The 15,295-nt window shown below is 35.5% G+C and carries 15 protein-coding genes and 14 tRNA genes; 4 read left to right on the top strand and 25 right to left on the bottom strand.

Going from position 1 to position 15,295, the window contains the following annotated elements:
- Positions 1-89: 89 nt before the first annotated feature.
- The 11 genes from yugI to QA612_RS21820 all read right to left on the bottom strand — a co-directional run bounded on the left by yugI (position 90) and on the right by QA612_RS21820 (position 10,710).
- Entirely contained in the window at positions 90-515 is a 426-nt protein-coding gene (gene yugI, locus QA612_RS21870) for a S1 domain-containing post-transcriptional regulator GSP13 (RefSeq protein WP_278285955.1), read from the bottom strand.
- A 654-nt stretch (positions 516-1,169) separates the two neighbouring features.
- Positions 1,170-2,357: an aminotransferase gene (locus tag QA612_RS21865; protein ID WP_278285954.1), complete on the bottom strand. Its 1,188-nt coding sequence runs from the start codon at positions 2,355-2,357 to the stop codon at positions 1,170-1,172.
- Positions 2,354-2,797 (bottom strand): Lrp/AsnC family transcriptional regulator, encoded by a 444-nt coding sequence (locus QA612_RS21860; RefSeq protein WP_481804468.1) that lies wholly within the window; start codon positions 2,795-2,797, stop codon positions 2,354-2,356. The genes QA612_RS21865 and QA612_RS21860 overlap by 4 nt, the downstream gene beginning before the upstream one ends.
- A 489-nt stretch (positions 2,798-3,286) precedes the next feature.
- Positions 3,287-3,568, bottom strand: a complete 282-nt coding sequence (locus QA612_RS21855; protein WP_278285952.1) for a ferredoxin family protein — start codon at positions 3,566-3,568, stop codon at positions 3,287-3,289.
- Between the two features lies 1 nt (position 3,569).
- Positions 3,570-4,868, bottom strand: coding sequence for an FAD-dependent oxidoreductase (locus QA612_RS21850; RefSeq protein ID WP_278285951.1), 1,299 nt, complete (start codon positions 4,866-4,868; stop codon positions 3,570-3,572).
- The gene (locus QA612_RS21845; protein ID WP_278285950.1) at positions 4,852-5,898 is read right to left on the bottom strand and encodes an electron transfer flavoprotein subunit alpha/FixB family protein; all 1,047 of its coding nucleotides are present in this window, start codon (positions 5,896-5,898) and stop codon (positions 4,852-4,854) included. Before QA612_RS21845 ends, QA612_RS21850 begins: the two co-directional genes overlap by 17 nt.
- Before the next feature lie 2 nt (positions 5,899-5,900).
- Positions 5,901-6,725 carry an electron transfer flavoprotein subunit beta/FixA family protein gene (locus QA612_RS21840; protein WP_278285949.1) on the bottom strand — a complete coding sequence of 275 codons (825 nt, stop codon included), beginning with the start codon at positions 6,723-6,725 and terminating at the stop codon, positions 5,901-5,903.
- A gap of 652 nt (positions 6,726-7,377) precedes the next feature.
- Positions 7,378-8,166, bottom strand: coding sequence for an ABC transporter permease (locus tag QA612_RS21835; RefSeq protein WP_278285948.1), 789 nt, complete (start codon positions 8,164-8,166; stop codon positions 7,378-7,380).
- On the bottom strand, positions 8,163-9,068 hold the full coding sequence (locus QA612_RS21830) for an ABC transporter ATP-binding protein (RefSeq protein ID WP_278285947.1): 906 nt from the start codon (positions 9,066-9,068) through the stop codon (positions 8,163-8,165). The genes QA612_RS21835 and QA612_RS21830 overlap by 4 nt, the downstream gene beginning before the upstream one ends.
- Complete coding sequence (locus QA612_RS21825; protein ID WP_278285946.1) at positions 9,069-9,281, bottom strand: PLD nuclease N-terminal domain-containing protein; 213 nt, start codon at positions 9,279-9,281, stop codon at positions 9,069-9,071.
- Between the two features lie 250 nt (positions 9,282-9,531).
- On the bottom strand, positions 9,532-10,710 hold the full coding sequence (locus QA612_RS21820) for a serpin family protein (protein WP_278285945.1): 1,179 nt from the start codon (positions 10,708-10,710) through the stop codon (positions 9,532-9,534).
- A 190-nt stretch (positions 10,711-10,900) separates the two neighbouring features.
- Here QA612_RS21820 and QA612_RS21815 point away from each other — a divergent pair, with 190 nt between their 5' ends.
- From QA612_RS21815 to QA612_RS21800, 4 genes are all read left to right on the top strand, one after another.
- On the top strand, positions 10,901-11,539 hold the full coding sequence (locus tag QA612_RS21815; protein WP_278285944.1) for a hypothetical protein: 639 nt from the start codon (positions 10,901-10,903) through the stop codon (positions 11,537-11,539).
- A 20-nt stretch (positions 11,540-11,559) separates the two neighbouring features.
- Entirely contained in the window at positions 11,560-11,982 is a 423-nt protein-coding gene (locus QA612_RS21810) for a hypothetical protein (RefSeq protein ID WP_278285943.1), read from the top strand.
- Between the two features lie 269 nt (positions 11,983-12,251).
- Positions 12,252-12,776 carry an RNA polymerase sigma factor gene (locus QA612_RS21805; protein ID WP_278285942.1) on the top strand — a complete coding sequence of 175 codons (525 nt, stop codon included), beginning with the start codon at positions 12,252-12,254 and terminating at the stop codon, positions 12,774-12,776.
- Positions 12,763-13,485: a DUF4871 domain-containing protein gene (locus QA612_RS21800; protein WP_278285941.1), complete on the top strand. Its 723-nt coding sequence runs from the start codon at positions 12,763-12,765 to the stop codon at positions 13,483-13,485. Before QA612_RS21805 ends, QA612_RS21800 begins: the two co-directional genes overlap by 14 nt.
- A gap of 403 nt (positions 13,486-13,888) precedes the next feature.
- Here the strand turns inward: QA612_RS21800 and QA612_RS21795 are convergent.
- From QA612_RS21795 to QA612_RS21730, 14 genes are all read right to left on the bottom strand, one after another.
- Positions 13,889-13,964 (bottom strand) — tRNA-Lys (locus QA612_RS21795).
- Between the two features lie 50 nt (positions 13,965-14,014).
- Positions 14,015-14,089: transfer RNA gene (locus tag QA612_RS21790), tRNA-Glu, on the bottom strand.
- 22 nt (positions 14,090-14,111) lie between these two features.
- A tRNA-Ser gene (locus tag QA612_RS21785) sits at positions 14,112-14,202 on the bottom strand.
- Positions 14,203-14,209: 7 nt separating this feature from the next.
- A tRNA-Asn gene (locus QA612_RS21780) sits at positions 14,210-14,285 on the bottom strand.
- A 1-nt stretch (position 14,286) separates the two neighbouring features.
- Positions 14,287-14,363: transfer RNA gene (locus tag QA612_RS21775), tRNA-Ile, on the bottom strand.
- A 59-nt stretch (positions 14,364-14,422) separates the two neighbouring features.
- A tRNA-Gly gene (locus QA612_RS21770) sits at positions 14,423-14,496 on the bottom strand.
- 35 nt (positions 14,497-14,531) lie between these two features.
- Positions 14,532-14,606: transfer RNA gene (locus QA612_RS21765), tRNA-Gly, on the bottom strand.
- A gap of 4 nt (positions 14,607-14,610) precedes the next feature.
- A tRNA-Gln gene (locus QA612_RS21760) sits at positions 14,611-14,685 on the bottom strand.
- A 23-nt stretch (positions 14,686-14,708) separates the two neighbouring features.
- Positions 14,709-14,784, bottom strand: a tRNA-His gene (locus tag QA612_RS21755).
- A gap of 14 nt (positions 14,785-14,798) precedes the next feature.
- A tRNA-Trp gene (locus QA612_RS21750) sits at positions 14,799-14,872 on the bottom strand.
- A 23-nt stretch (positions 14,873-14,895) separates the two neighbouring features.
- A tRNA-Tyr gene (locus tag QA612_RS21745) sits at positions 14,896-14,980 on the bottom strand.
- A gap of 27 nt (positions 14,981-15,007) precedes the next feature.
- A tRNA-Asp gene (locus tag QA612_RS21740) sits at positions 15,008-15,083 on the bottom strand.
- Between the two features lie 6 nt (positions 15,084-15,089).
- Positions 15,090-15,182: transfer RNA gene (locus tag QA612_RS21735), tRNA-Ser, on the bottom strand.
- A gap of 13 nt (positions 15,183-15,195) precedes the next feature.
- Positions 15,196-15,272 (bottom strand) — tRNA-Met (locus tag QA612_RS21730).
- Between the last annotated feature and the right edge of the window lie 23 nt (positions 15,273-15,295).

Raw genomic sequence — 15,295 nt, 5'->3', positions numbered from 1 at the left:
AAACAGTTAAATCCGGTTAAAAAAAATAACATTTGTACAAAAAGAGACAGTCAACTTTGACTGTCTCTTTTTGCGTTTAAAAGTAACCACTATTTTTTTATACGCTTATTTAAATCAGCTTGAATTTCGTTTGATTCCTTTAGCCATACCTTTAATTTTTCTTCAAGCGTATTAAAACCTTGCCCTTGATTACTTTGTTGTTCCTGACGCTTTCCACCATTAGCTCTTTTTGGACGTTCTGGGCGTTCTGAACGTTCTTGTCTTTCTGGTTTTGGTTGCGTTTCTCTTATAGATAAAGAAATTTTTCCTGATTCTTCATCAACGGATAGCACTTTTACTTTTACTTCATCTCCTACAGAGAGATGGTCATTAATTTCTTTAACAAATCCATGTGCTACATGTGAAATGTGAACAAGGCCTTGTTTTTGGTCATCTAATGCAACAAAAGCACCAAACGGTTTAATACCTGTTACCTTTCCTTCAACAATACTACCAACTTCATATTGACTTGACATGAAAACAACTCCTAACTATTTTTTAACTGGTTAATTATATCACATGTTTATTTTTCTGACAAAAGAATTTAATTAAGTGGCTACTACTCTATACCTTCCGATGTATAAAATAAAACATCGTTATTACTAGGCTACCCCTTCCATGCAAGTGAAAATTTGCACCTTGGAGGATGAAAATATTCATCAAGTAGGATCATCCGTTTCAGGCAGGCGCTTTCACCACAGGCATAAGTGCGACATCTATTCATGCTTCCCAGTGTCTTCTTTACCGTGGGGCACGGCCTCAACTTCCTAAATCTTACACAGTAAGCTTTTAGGGGATTTTCGTATTCGAGCTGATCCCGCTGGAGTCGCCATCCTTCACTACTGAACCGTTCTTATTTTCAGGGTAGACCTTCCATAGTAGTATTCCCTTTTTAATGACTTTTTTGTTTACTATAATTTACTAACTTTGGTATATGTTTCAGGTTTTGTTACTAGAGTGGAATGGGTTGTGTATATAGAGAAATGGGAAAACAATTTACAAGAAATAAACGATTATGAAAATAAATTAAAAATTTATGTATAAAAAGAAGAAAAAGGAGAGATACTGATTGTGTATACAACCTAGTATTCCCCCTTTTTTGGCAAAGTGTTCATTCACTTTGCTTTTTTTTATTTTTTAGTATGTGAATTCAAAAATCGATCTATGCGTAGAATGGACTCTTCAAGTTGAGTCATGGAAGTTGCATAGGAACACCTAATATGCCCTTCTCCACCTGCTCCAAATACTGAACCTGGTACAACAGCAACACGTTCTTCCATTAGTAGCTTTTCTGCAAATTCCTCTGAAGTGAATCCAGTGGAAGTTATTGAAGGAAAGGCATAAAATGCACCACCTGGCATATGACATTGAAGACCTATCTCTCTTAAAGATTTAACAAAATAATTTCTTCTTTGCCGATAGCTAACAATCATTTCCTTCATTTCTTCTTGCCCTTTTGTTATGGCTTCAAGGGCCGCATACTGAGCCATTGTAGAAGCACACATCATGGCATATTGATGAATCTTTAGCATTGCTTCAGCATAATGTTTTGGTGCTGCTAAATATCCTAGCCGCCACCCTGTCATAGCAAAGGCTTTTGAGAAACCTGAGATTAAAATTGTTCTTTCCCACATTCCTTCTATTGAAGGTAGACTAACGTGCTTTCCATCATAGGTTAATTCTGCATATATTTCATCCGAAAAAACAAGAAGATCATGCTTTAGAAAAACATCTACACATGCCTTTAAATCTTGTGCATCCATGACGGAACCAGTTGGATTATTTGGAAATGAAATTAAAATTCCTTTTGTTTTATTCGTTATCCGGCTTTCTATTTCATCAGCTGATACCTTAAAGTCATTTTCAATACTGGTTGGAACACTTATTGGAATACCACCAATAAGGGAGACGAGTGGGGCGTATGACACAAAGGAAGGTTCAACAATTAGTACTTCATCTCCAGGATTAATTGTTGCTCGTAATGCTAAATCAATTCCCTCACTTGCTCCAACTGTCACCACTACTTCACTTTCTGGATTATACGTTGTATGAAAACTGGTATGTAAATATTCTGCAATTGCAGTTCTTAATTCAATGATTCCCGCATTAGCAGTATAAGAAGTTAAACCCCTTTCTAAGGAGGCAATACTGGCTTCACGAACATTCCATGGTGTGATAAAATCTGGTTCCCCAACTCCTAAAGAAATAACATTGTCCATAGTTGATGCTAAATCAAAAAAACGACGTATACCAGAAGGCTTTATTCTTTGAACAGCATCTGAAAGTTTATTTTTTGGAAAGGATTGTAAGCTTGTCATGGTGAAACCACAATCCTATGATCTTCATCCCTATCTTCAAATACAACACCATCATGTTTATATTTTTTTAGTTGAAAATGAGTTGTTGTAGATAGAACAGAATCCAGCGTTGATAATTTATCAGAAACGAACTTTGCTATTTCATTCATTGACTTGCCTTCAATGACAACAGAAAGGTCATATGTTCCTGACATTAAATACAGAGCCTTTACTTCTTTAAAACGATAAATTCGTTCAGCAACCTCATCAAACCCAACTCCTCTTTTAGGAGTTACTTTCACATCAATCATTGCTGTCACAGTTTCAGTAGTATTTACTTTACTCCAGTCAATGATGGCTGAATATCCTAAAATCACCTTTTTCTTTTCAAATTCTTGAATCATCGTAGATATTTCATTTTCAGAAAGATCTATCATTTTTGCTAACTTATCTAAGGGCATTCTCCCCTCATTTTCTAAAAGTAAAAGTAATTCTTTTTCTTTATTTGTCAAAATTTTTCCCTCCACATTTCTCTATCAAAATTATTCCCTACAACATCATTACTCCATCTTTGCTCATTTTATTACTAGTCAGTAGTTAGTATTAACTCTCTCATATATATCGTTATTAAATTGGAGTTCTGAAAATGATACTTGGTAATAATTTTAGCTTTATTTCTTGTTATTTTACACGATATTTTTATATTAAAACAGCACTGATTTAAAGTAATAAAAAATGTATCTATATTCCTATAATTTAATTATTATACAGAATTATCGAATTTTAAAAAAGTCCCAATATATCAACATTCTAATGTGTATTTACTTATTAAATATATTCAGTTATAATTGCAACATAATAATAGTGTTTACAGTAATAACTTTGCCGTATCTTCCGCACTTCTTAAAAAGACCTCAAGGAATTTCCTTGAGGTCATCTTTTTATTTGGGCTATGCTAGTCGGAATACAATCCCATGTCCACCTTTCGGATATTCCCATTTAATATTGTCAAAGGGACAACCAATACGACAGCTTCCACATTCATGACAACCTTCGTAACCAACAAACATTCTGTCCCCTTCCCATTTATACACATCTGCTGGACAAAATATTGTACAGTCTTTATCTGGACATTTCGTAGCACAAACATCATGATCCTTTACTTCAAGATGAGATTTAGTGTCACAATTAAATCGGACTAAATACTGTTTTTCTTCAATCGTTTTAGCCATTTTATTTCACCACCCTCCATGCTCGATAAATGTCTTTTGCTACACCTAACTTCCCTCTCTTCTCCGTAAACGATTTCATAATCTTCTTTTGTTTATCCCACTTTGCTGTACCATCTACAGTAAACATCGTATTCATTGCACGATTCATCAGAGGAACGTACTGTTCGAAGTATTGTGGATGCTCCTCAAATGTATGCGCAGTATCCTTGTATTTTTTCAAATCTTTTCCTATGAAGCTATCATACAGCTCCGTTCGATATGAATCTAAAACTCTTTCAGTATATTCACCTAACTCTTTCGCCTTCATAATAGTCTCCGCAGCCATTTTTCCAGAAGACATTGCCATGTTTGATCCTTCACGATGGATGGCATTTACAAGCTGAGCTGCATCTCCAGCAACAATAACCCCATCTCCTACTAATTTAGGTATTGCCTTATAACCACCTTCTGGAATTAAATGAGCCAAGTACTCAAGAGATTCTGCCCCTTCAATATAAGGTTGTATCATTGGGTGCTCTTTTACATATTCCAAAAGATGATGTGGACGCATCTTCTTTTTTATCATTCCAGATAATGTGGTTCCAACACCGATGTTAATACTGTCCTTATTCGTATATAAAAAGCCTGTACCTAGTGCTCCTTGTGTTGCATCTCCAAAAATCTCAATAGAAACGCCTTGATCATCATTCACGTTAAATCGTTCGTTAATTGTCTTTTTCGGAAGCTTCATTACCTCCATTACTGTTAGTGCTACTTCTTCTGGCTTCCATTCCTTATGAAAGCCAAGCTTCTTTGCTAACAATGAGTTTACTCCATCACATAAAACAACAACGTCTGCATAAACATCCCCATCAGGCCGGTCTGTTCTAACACCAATTACTTTACCTTCCTCATCAACGATACACTCTGTTACAACTGTTTCATTAATGAGTGTTGCCCCTTGTTCTACAGCCTTACTTGCAAACCATTTATCAAACTTTGCACGTAAAACAGTAAAGTTATTACAAGGCTCCTTTCCCCATTCAAGATCCTTATAGCTAGTTGTTACCATAGATTCTTTATCTAAAAACCAAAATCGTTGTTCTATAACCGGTCTTTCAAGAGGTGCTTCCTTCCAAAATTCAGGAATAACCTCCTCCATCTGCTTACGATACAATATTCCACCCATCACATTTTTGGAACCAGGAAACTCTCCTCTTTCTATTAAAAGAACATTTAAGCCGTTCTTTGCACAAGTATAGGCACAACTTGTTCCAGCAGGTCCTGCTCCTACAACGATAACATCAAACTTCTCCGGCATGTGCAACATCCCCCTCTTCTGCTTCAACATGCAATGCTTTCTTGAATTCCTCTGTTAAAATAGGAACAATTTCAAAAGCATCTGCCACAATACCATAATGTGCTTTATTAAAAATAGCTGCATCTGGATCATTATTAATTGCAATAATTGTTTCGGAGTTTTCCATACCAACAGTATGCTGTACTGCACCAGATATTCCAATTGCAATGTACAATTTAGGGGTTACTGTTAATCCTGTCTGACCTACTTGATGATCATGACTAATTAATCCCGCTTCTACAATGTCACGACTTGCTCCTAACGTTCCGTTCAGAACATCAGCTAATCCCGCAACCATTTGTAAGCCCTTTTCATCCTTAATCCCTTTACCAGCAGCAACAATAATATCTGCATCCTCTAAATTAACTTTCTTACTTGTGTCCCTTACAATGTCTAATACTTTCGTTCTTAAATTTTCTTCCTTTAAGCTAATTGTTTCCTCAATTAATTCTCCAGTACGACCTGTCTCAGGTTCCTGTTTCTTCATTACCTTTGGACGGACAGTTGCCATTTGTGGGCGATGCTTTTTACATAGAATGGTAGCCATAATGTTACCCCCAAAGGCTGGGCGACTTGCTTCAAATAATCTCTTTTCAACATTTACATCCAACAAAGTTGTATCAGCAGTTAAACCTGTCATTACTTCTGTAGCAACTGCGCTTGCAAGATCTTTTCCATTTGCGGTTGCCCCATATAAAAAGATTTCAGGTTTATATTTCCTAACTAAATCTCCTACTGCAACCATGTATGTTTCTGTACGATATTGATCTACAATTGGATCATCAATGACATATACCTTATCAGCACCATACTCAAAAACCTCATTAGCTAAATGCTTCACATTGTTTCCAATTAAAACACCACAAAGGTCAACCTCTAGTTTTTCTGCAAGCTCTTTTCCTGCTCCTAACAGCTCTAATCCAACATCCAATACCTTACCTTCTATTTGTTCAATAAATACCCATACACCCCTGTATTCATCCATATTCATGATTACTCCCCGCCTTTCACTTCAAAAAGCTCTTGTTTGGATAAAACCAACGCAACTATTTCTGTCGCTTGCTTTTTGACATCTCCCTCTATCAACTCTGCACCTTTACTTTTTTCAGGAGGCCACATCTTTCCTACAATAGTTGGTGATCCCTTTAAGCCTAATTGCTTAATATCCACTTCATCAAGGTCATCAACAGTCCAAATGATTGGATTGTAACGTGCAGCACGTAACATGTTTGGCAATGGTGAATAGGCTACTTGATTAATTTCTTTCTCTACCGTTAATAAACAAGGTAATGTTGATTGTATTCGTTCGTATCCATTTTCAATTTTACGATGTACCACAATTTCATTAGCTACTGTGTCAACCTTCTCAACTTTTATGACATTAGTTAAAGGAGGTATTTCCATACGTCTTGCTATACCTGGACCCGTTTGTCCAGTATCTCCGTCAATGGCATGCTTTCCACATAAAACGAGATCTACACCTTGCTCATTCATCATCTTTTGAATAGCCTTAAATAATGCGTAACTCGTTGCTAATGTGTCTGCACCTGCAAAACGACGGTCTGAAATAAGGTAACCTTCATCAGCACCAATTTCGATACACTTTTTTATTGCAGCCTTCGCTTGTGGCGGTCCCATTGACAGAACAGTCACTTTTCCTCCATGTACTTCCTTTAAACGAACCGCTTCTTCCACTGCATGTGCATCATAAGGATTTAAAATAGCTGGTGCACTGGAACGATCTAACGTATTCGTTTTAGGATTAACTTTGATGATCTTCGTGTCTGGTACTTGCTTAATACAAACAAGAATATTCATATTTCCCCCACCCCTCTTTCAATCTTTGAAAATATAGAACAATTTTCTAAAAAATTTAAACGGTAAATAAAAATTTTATTTACCAGTAATAAACTAGAGGAAAACTATCATTATCATGTTCAATGGTTCACGAAATTAATTATAATAAGTTTAGTGGATTTAGGAAAAAAATGTCAAAAAAATAAATGAATTGATGTGATTAAAGATAAATATATGCGGATTCAATGGATGGTATTCTAGTGTGTATGTGTTTATGAGGTTCTCGTCTATTACCAACGTTAAATAAAGGAACATTCATACGTTCATTAATTAACATATAATACGAAAAAGTTTTGAAAGCGTTTTCCTTATATTATTTATATCAAAAAATACTTCATCTAACAACTGTATATAGCCAAAAAATAATAAAAAAACAAAATATTACAACTTTTATTTATTTTGATATAAGTTAATTTAATAAGTTTCATAAACTCAATATGATTAGCAATATAGGACTGTGATTGCTTCTTGTTAGTAATATTATAGGAAGTGCGCCACAATAAATATAATTTTTTACCTTGCAAAAAGTCATCACAAAAAAATCAATCAAAGTTGATTGACTTTTTTAGGTTATCTCAATATTTTTTTCAAAAGTCTCTTTTTCACCTATCTATTATGTCGTATGTGTTACAGTCTCTTTATTCTTAAAATTAATTATAGATAAAATAATCATTAAAATGATAAGAACGATAGTACAACTAATAGACAACCAAAAATATTCCCCCGCCTCACCACTTTGAAAAATTGAATGGGAATGTGATGCAATCATTCCAGGAGACCAGCGTAATAAATCAGGTGTAATACTACTCATTAAACTAATAATAATTGTTATACCTAGTGTTAAAGCAGCTACCCCAGCATTACTTTTAAACAATACACTAAAGAATAGAACTAATGTCGTTACAAACAATAACCAAATGGAATAAACTACTGCTCCTTTAATTACATAACTAATTGGAACACTTTCGATTAATTGAAATGTATAGTAGCTTGCCAATAAAAAACCAATTGAAAATGAGCTGATTGCTAATAAGGACATATGGAGCCACTTACTAACTATATACGCAACATAAGAAACAGGCTTTACTAAAACCATAATATTTGTTCCACTATTTCTTTCCCCTGCTACAATACCCATAAATGCCAAAACGATCACAAGTACTCCAATTTGTCCAAACTGTCCAATTGTTTCAGCTAGAACTTGTGGACCAGTTGGCAAAGGGAATTCTAACATAGATCCTTCTGGAAATCCTCCAAAGTTTTTAAGAATATCTGGTAAAAAATATGAAGTTACTGGCTGAATAATTCCTAAAAGTATAAACACAAGTGGAATCCAAATCCACTTAAAATTTCGAATTGCTTCCTTCATTTCCTTATTGAATAATATGATCCATTGGTTCATCCTGCAGTCACCTCCATAAAGAGGTCTTCAAGTGTCGTCTTCGCAATTTCAAAGTTCGTAATCTTTAGTTTTCGTAATGTCTCGTTAGATAGCAATGCTTCTCTTGCAACATCAATATCATTTACAGTAATCGTAAGCTTATTCTTTGTTCCTTGCATATGACGTAACCAATCCATATTCTTTATCGAATGACTCCAATATTCAATCGATTCCTCTGTTTCTAAATATATCGTTGGCTTTTGATATTTTCGTTGAAGTTCAACTAAATCTCCTTCAATTACAACCTTTCCGTCTTTCACAATAAAAATATCATCACATATTTCTTCTGCATCGTGTAATACATGAGTTGAAAACAAGATCGATGTTTTTTCCTTTAATTTACGCATTAATTCTAATACATCCCGTCTGCCTATAGGATCTAATGCAGAAACTGGTTCATCTAAAATAATCAATTTAGGGCTATGTACAAGGGCCTGGGCAATCCCTAAACGTTGTTTCATTCCTCCAGAGTACCCTGCAATTCTCTTCTTTTTCGAATCATCTAAGCCAACAAGAGATAGGAGTTCTTCTGTTTTTTTAGTAGCATCTATTTTTGATAGTCCTCCTAGTTGACCTGCGTAGACCACATATTCTTCCCCTGTCATCCAACCATAAAATTTAGGATATTGGGGCAAATAACCGATAAATTGTCTTCGATCACCACGATATCTTTGATCAAAAGTAATTGTGCCAGAAGTAGGATTCATTAGACCAGTGAGCATATTTAACGTAGTCGTTTTTCCAGCTCCATTTGGACCTAAAAGAGCAGTGCAAATGCCTTCTTTTATAGAAAGGTTTAATCCATCAACTGCACTAGTCCCATTAAAGGTTTTTGTAAGTTGTTCTGTTATTATTAAACTCACTTAATCATTTCTCCTTCCAAAAATAAAATAAACGATTGGGCCGATAATTCCTCCAAATACAATTACTAACACCCAAACCCATTGAGGACCATTTGTATTATTATGACGAAAACAGTCAACAAGGGCAACAACAAGTAGAATCAATTGAATAATGACAAGTGGAGCAATTAACCCCCAAGGAATACTTTCTAGCTCTAACAAAATTTCATTCATCTGCTTCACCTCCCTATCTATTTATAATAAAATTTAAAAACATATAATTAATGGTAATACAAACCAAATTATACATTAAAATTTTATTGCAATAATTACTAATATTTGTACTTTTATCAATTTATATGCCATTAATACAACTACGTATCAAACTATAAAAAGGATTCACAAAAAGTTCAGGAACCTGTTACCTGAACTTTTTGTGAATCCTAGTTCATCTAGCGTAATTATCTCAATCTATTTCTTTCTCTCATGATGGATCATTGACAAATCCACAAAATACAATAATATTTGTTTTTTCATGATATATTTGAAATATAAATGGACGGTTTATATTCATATTAAATTGTTCCTCTAGTGGATTGCCTTCTCTTACTTCCACAGAGGATACACCTGATGCCTCAGTCCCTTCCTCATCCAAAGAAATGACTGCTTTATGTTTAAACTCGTCAACATATATTCCATTTAACTCATGTTCTGATAATCCACTCAAATCTGCTTTCTCTGGATTAAATAATTGTTTCAACCCTACACTATTCAATGCATCATTTAACTTCATGTCCGTTAAGACGGAGAATTTAGGTAATTCAATTACTCCATATTTTTGTTCTGTTGGACTTTGCCAGTTCTCTCTACTCTCCTCTAATTTTTTAATTAAATCCAGTAAGGTTGTTCCTTCTTTCGGTAAAATTATCTCCATATAAAAACTTTTCCCTTTGTAATACAAACGAATAATTTCATAGTCGTCCATGTTACTGTATAAAAAATTGTCCCTTTTTCTCATAAAAGGCACCTTGACACTTATATCGTTCTTTTTATAAAATTTTCCATCCACTGTTAATTCACGCTGAAATGGATTATGCCATTCCCCATAAAAATAGATGGCATTAATTAAGTATAAAATGACATTACTATTCATTTCATCTAATATATGTGTAATTTTACCTTTTGTTTTATTGTCTACCCATTTATTAATAGTAGCAGCATTATTAATATTCTCCACTGTTCCATCAAAATTTCTCTTGATTGATTGAACATATTTATGGTTTAATGTTATCTTTTCGTGTACCCATAATGAATTTGCTATATTAATATCTACATCATTTTTCGTTTCTGTCTGTAAACGTGATAGTAGAGTTTTTTGAAAAGAATAAATACGTTTCAAAGATTGATTTTTTAATCCTAATACATCAAGAATTTCCTGCTTCGTTCTTCCATCAGCTCCTGGCAAGATCATACTTATAATTACGTAAATACTAAAAGGACTGATCATTCTATTTTCTTTCTCTTCAAATATTTGATCTATTAATTTAAGAGCTATATTTTCAATACCCTTTTCCACTACAACCTGATCAGACTTATTCATGCTATTATTAATCGACCTTTGTCCCTTTTTATTTTTGGGGTACTTGTCATTCCTATCTTCCATTCCTTTTTTCCTCCTTTAAAAAGAACATTTAATAAAAAATAAGTGATGAACAAATGCTTAATTAATTTTTATTTTCCCAATTATACATATGTATACGGATAGTTTTTAACCACTAACTAAAAGAAAAAGTCTTAGTTAATTCTAATGAACTCAAAACCTATGCAAATACAAGTCACATAATCGGCTTGAAATGAAATTACCGAACCTCCACACGAATGAATTCGGTGGGTTCAAAAGTACTGGACGCACTTCCTCTAAATCTATGGTGTCTGAAATAGAGAATAATGCTGCTCCCATTGACTCCCATACCCCTGCAATCCTCTTTTTCCCGTTTGCAGGCTTATTGGCTACCTTCTATACGCCTGCAATCCTCTTTTTCCCGTTTGCAGGCTTATTGGACACCTTCTATATGTCTGCAAATCTGCTTTTTCCCTTTTGCAGGCTTATTGGCTGCACTCTATATTCCTGCAAATCGCTTTTTCCCTTTTGCAGGCTTATTGGCTGCACTCTATATTCCTGCAAATCGCTTTTTCCCGTTTGCAGGCTTATTGGCTACCTCCCATATGCCTGCAATCCTCTTTTTCCCGTTTGCAGGCTTATTGACGACCTCCCATACGCCTGCAATCCTTCATGGACAACGCTTGTCCTATTAGACTACGTTACCCGTCCTGATGGTTCGGTTCATAACCGTTGTTACTTTTATACACCCATACTGGCTATCGTTCGTACACCATTTTTAGTCGATCTTTCTCGCTATCGTGGGAAGTCTAAAAGGCTTCTTACTATTCATTACAACGCTTGGTGTCGATCTCACTTTAATTATTCTTAACATTCATAATTAGACATGGTATGCAAATAAAATTTGATCAAAAAATGCAAGGGAAATGGTATGTCGATAGAGATGCAAATGCCGATACTACCCTTGAATTTGGTATATCAAGACATTCACCTTTCATAATTCAAAACTCATTCTATTATCAAGATGGAGTTATAACTAATTCTAATATCAAGGATGTGCGGATAGTAGAGCCAGAACAAAGAGAGGAAAAAATAGTTACTGCTGAAAATAGTATGCGCATTTGGTATGTTTTCTACGATGAACATCCAGGAACAGACTATAAAATACAGGGGTTAAATAAGAAAAGCACAAGGTGCCCTCTTAGCACCGAAATACAAATGTTCTGGCCGTTAAAAAGGGCTTTTTACTTTTTTATACGGACAGGTTATTTGAAACGAGGTGATGGCGCATGGAGCTATACTTACATAGAGTGAAAATTTTATAAAATCTTTTCTTAAAAAAAGAAAAAGTAATCCACAATTAGAATCTTTGGAGGAATCGTATATAGATATTTCACTAACGAATTGCTTTAATGTAGTGTTTGTTGATGTTAGTTAGATATATGACCTGTATATTGATCTCTAAATAATATCAATATACAGGTTTTTAAATATTGTTATTAAAAAAGGAATATTACTGTGACTTTTTTGTATTACACTCGTTAGTAAGGTAGAGAATCAAAAACAGAGGAGAGGTGAATTTATTGGATAACGACAATAATCAGAGACTTATTAATGATTGGTACCTTGAATATAGTAATGATATTTATAAATTTATTTTATATCTTATAAATGACCATGAACACGCAAAAGATTTAATGCAAGATACCTTTATTCGTGCTTATAACAATCTTGAGTCTTTTCAAGGAGAAAACAAAAAAGGTTGGTTATTTAGAATTGCAAGAAATATTACAATAGACTTTATTCGTAGTAAAAGACCAATCCATTATTTAATAGATAGTGCTGTATCGGTTACTTCACAAGGATTAACACCAGAACAAAACTTGATGTTGAGTGAACAAGAAAAAGAGTTATACAAGGCAATATCCAAATTAAAGCGTTCTTATCGTGAAGTAATAATATTAAGAAAAATAAAAGAGTTTTCAATATATGAAACGGCCCACATTCTTGAATGGAGTGAAGGAAAAGTAAAAACAACTCTATGGCGAGGATTAAGTGCATTAAAAAAACAGTTAGAAAAGGAGGGATATCATTATGAGTCAGTATAAAGAATATAGTGACTACGATAAAGTATTTAAATCGATGAATCAGAAGTTAAACATTTCTAGGGAAGAACAAAATGAAATTCTATCACAGATGAATGATAAAATTAAACTCCAAAACGATCTAAAAACTCCAAGCAGATACACTTATTTTACAAAGAGGTTTTTCGCAGGGGTAGGTGGCTTAGCGGCGGTACTGTTATTTGTTACATTAGTACTGTTTCCACATGATAAGAATAATGATTTTTCTCAAATTAATGGTAATGTAGAAAAAGAGGAATGGGAAGTAACTTCAACTTTTAATATTCCTGTTACATTTGGAGATGGAACAGAAGGAGAATATGTTTTGGTTGGAGAGGAAGGAAGAATTGGTTTTTTAGTAGGCTCTGGCAAAAAGGGAGAAGCAGAAGCTCACCCAATAATTGCAGGAGAAGATAGTAAATATATGTGGCATTTTTGGGGAGAAAGAGAAGAGTTTGAAGGAGCATTAAGAGTTGTTGGTATTAACGAAAAAGGTGAAGAACACAAAGTGCTTATTGGAAGCTCTGGCAACAAAGTATGGGAGTACCCAAATATAGGAATTAGTCCTCATCATGGGGCTGATACACACATTCCATCAGGTATGGGATTTCCAACAGCAGGATTATGGAAGCTAAACGTTTATATTGGTGATGAAATATTTGGTGAAATTTTTGTAAATGTTGAAGAAAGCTAAATTCTTATTCATTCAACTAAAGGACTCGTTAGTTCGACAAGCAAATATGAAAACAATGGCACGAAGAGGTTCTTCATGCCATTTTAATATGTAAATTATACTGTGATTTTAGTTGTGAAAGAGCTTGAGAATTTGTCTGTATTTTACCGTTTTGCACCTCACAATTAAACCTGTTATTAAAAATCAAGCGTTTTTTGATATTTTTACTGTTATTTACGTGCTAATCATAGGACGTTTTAGTATGAAGTTTAAGCTGTTATTTTAGATTTCCTCCACGGTATCAGAACTTCTTACCATAATGTAAAGATCATTTTATAGTTATGTAAAAATAGAGTGATAGAATAGCAAATATTATATCTAAAATATTCAAAATAAAAAGACTTGTTATAACAAGTCAAAAAAATGGTGAGCCATGAAGGACTTGAACCTTCGACCCTCTGATTAAAAGTCAGATGCTCTACCGGCTGAGCTAATGGCTCCTATTAGGATACTAATGAATTTATTCAAATAAAATTAATATAATTTAAGTTGGTGACCCGTACGGGATTCGAACCCGTGTTACCGCCGTGAAAGGGCGGTGTCTTAACCACTTGACCAACGGGCCATGTAAAAAAAATATATAAAAGTGGCGGAGAAGGAGGGATTTGAACCCTCGCGCCGCTTACGCGACCTACACCCTTAGCAGGGGCGCCCCTTCAGCCACTTGGGTACTTCTCCAAAAAAATGGCTCCACAGGTAGGACTCGAACCTACGACCGATCGGTTAACAGCCGATTGCTCTACCAACTGAGCTACTGTGGAATGGTGGGCCTGAGTGGACTCGAACCACCGACCTCACGCTTATCAGGCGTGCGCTCTAACCAGCTGAGCTACAGGCCCAATACATATTAAATATATATTGGTGTTCTCCCAAGATGTAATATCCATCTTTATTTAATTGGAGCGGGTGATGAGAATCGAACTCACGACATCAGCTTGGAAGGCTGAGGTTTTACCACTAAACTACACCCGCATATAATTTTATAAAATATCCACTATAACTTTGTCTGGAGCGGGAGACGGGATTCGAACCCGCGACCCCCACCTTGGCAAGGTGGTGTTCTACCACTGAACTACTCCCGCAAAGTGGCTGGGCTAGCAGGATTCGAACCTGCGCATGACGGAATCAAAATCCGTTGCCTTACCGCTTGGCTATAGCCCAATGTATATGAATTCTAGGTCAGATGGGGCGGCTGATGGGAATCGAACCCACGAATGCCGGAACCACAATCCGGTGCGTTAACCACTTCGCCACAACCGCCTTAGTTTTATTAATGGCAGGGGCAGTAGGAATCGAACCCACATCAAAGGTTTTGGAGACCTTCGTTTTACCATTAAACTATGCCCCTAAAAAAATATTGCTTAATTAAAATGGTGGAGGGGGACGGATTCGAACCGCCGAACCCGGAGGGAGCGGATTTACAGTCCGCCGCGTTTAGCCACTTCGCTACCCCTCCACATGAGAGAAAATATTAAGTTAAAAATGGCGGTCCCGACGGGAATCGAACCCGCGATCTCCTGCGTGACAGGCAGGCATGTTAACCGCTACACCACGGGACCACTTTATGGCGGAGGAAGAGGGATTCGAACCCCCGCGGGCTTTAACACCCCTGTCGGTTTTCAAGACCGATCCCTTCAGCCGGACTTGGGTATTCCTCCGAATATATAAACTTGGTAGCGGCGGAGGGGATCGAACCCCCGACCTCACGGGTATGAACCGTACGCTCTAGCCAGCTGAGCTACACCGCCAAAACCTATTTACATTTTTAATT

It is taken from the genome of Evansella sp. AB-P1 (genome assembly GCF_029688925.1).
In the GTDB taxonomy this organism is placed as follows: Bacteria; Bacillota; Bacilli; order Bacillales; family Salisediminibacteriaceae; genus Evansella.
The sequence above is the reverse complement of the archived record's forward strand: the minus strand, read 5'-3'. Positions and strand labels throughout refer to the sequence as shown.

Coding starts and splice junctions, on each gene's coding strand:
- yugI (WP_278285955.1), bottom strand. CDS start 515: ATGTCAAGTCAATATGAAGTTGGTAGTATTGTTGAAGGAAAGGTAACA.
- QA612_RS21865 (WP_278285954.1), bottom strand. CDS start 2,357: ATGACAAGCTTACAATCCTTTCCAAAAAATAAACTTTCAGATGCTGTT.
- QA612_RS21860 (WP_481804468.1), bottom strand. CDS start 2,797: ATGCCCTTAGATAAGTTAGCAAAAATGATAGATCTTTCTGAAAATGAA.
- QA612_RS21855 (WP_278285952.1), bottom strand. CDS start 3,568: ATGGCTAAAACGATTGAAGAAAAACAGTATTTAGTCCGATTTAATTGT.
- QA612_RS21850 (WP_278285951.1), bottom strand. CDS start 4,868: ATGCCGGAGAAGTTTGATGTTATCGTTGTAGGAGCAGGACCTGCTGGA.
- QA612_RS21845 (WP_278285950.1), bottom strand. CDS start 5,898: ATGAATATGGATGAATACAGGGGTGTATGGGTATTTATTGAACAAATA.
- QA612_RS21840 (WP_278285949.1), bottom strand. CDS start 6,725: ATGAATATTCTTGTTTGTATTAAGCAAGTACCAGACACGAAGATCATC.
- QA612_RS21835 (WP_278285948.1), bottom strand. CDS start 8,166: ATGAACCAATGGATCATATTATTCAATAAGGAAATGAAGGAAGCAATT.
- QA612_RS21825 (WP_278285946.1), bottom strand. CDS start 9,281: ATGAATGAAATTTTGTTAGAGCTAGAAAGTATTCCTTGGGGGTTAATT.
- QA612_RS21820 (WP_278285945.1), bottom strand. CDS start 10,710: ATGGAAGATAGGAATGACAAGTACCCCAAAAATAAAAAGGGACAAAGG.
- QA612_RS21815 (WP_278285944.1), top strand. CDS start 10,901: ATGAAATTACCGAACCTCCACACGAATGAATTCGGTGGGTTCAAAAGT.
- QA612_RS21810 (WP_278285943.1), top strand. CDS start 11,560: ATGCAAATAAAATTTGATCAAAAAATGCAAGGGAAATGGTATGTCGAT.
- QA612_RS21800 (WP_278285941.1), top strand. CDS start 12,763: ATGAGTCAGTATAAAGAATATAGTGACTACGATAAAGTATTTAAATCG.